This is a genomic window from Gehongia tenuis (assembly GCF_014384795.1).
GTDB lineage: Bacteria > Bacillota > Clostridia > Christensenellales > NSJ-53 > Gehongia > Gehongia tenuis.
Genome location: NZ_JACRSR010000014.1, coordinates 1 through 658, shown reverse-complemented (window position 1 = coordinate 658; position 658 = coordinate 1). Strand labels below are relative to the sequence as shown.

Here is a 658-nt window from a genome sequence, read left to right as displayed (position 1 = left end):
TTGATCTCCAGCATGTAGTTGATCGCTTGCCTTTGTTCCCCCACGCTTGTTCTCCCTTCCCCCATTTATGCCGGTACCCCTAATCTCCGGCACAAGATTTCATCCAGTTTGATCCCGTAGATATGGTATTTGTCGTCAAAGGTCTGCTGTCCGATCCTGCCCACCTCATTGTGATGCTTCCGGCACAGGGCTTCCGACAGCAGCCCCAGGTGGTGGATTTTACGCCTGTCTCTGCCTGCGCCCACCGTGTCCACATGATGCAGGTCCGCTTTCTTGCCGCACAGACAGCATTTGCGGTGGTACAGGCACAGGTACAAATAGCGGTCTATGTCGTCCGTGCGGTTGAGCAGGCTGTCGTAGCAGGGGATATCCCATGCCAGGCAGAAGTTGATCAGGAAAGTGATGTACTCTCTCGCCGTGGTTCTGTCCGCATTCGAGAGCGAGAAGTGTTCCACCCCATGCTCCGCGCAGAACTTGGCTTTCAGGGTCTCGTTCAGGGCCTTGCCATCATCCCCGTTGTAATTGGCGATATCCCCGAGGAGCGCCCATGCCTTGCGCCGCTGGTCCGGTGTGATGCTCCTGCCGTCGCTTAGGTAGATATCACACTCAGCGCTGATCCGGTACCCTTCCGGCAGTTGGAGCGGGGCGGACACATGGA

Annotated in this window: 1 protein-coding gene; it reads right to left on the bottom strand. The window is 56.8% G+C overall.

Annotation, left to right across the window (positions count from 1 at the left end; genetic code table 11):
• Window positions 1-65: 65 nt before the first annotated feature.
• On the bottom strand, window positions 66-658 hold a 593-nt coding region (locus H8696_RS11250), incomplete at its 5' end, for a putative HNHc nuclease (RefSeq protein WP_249317537.1).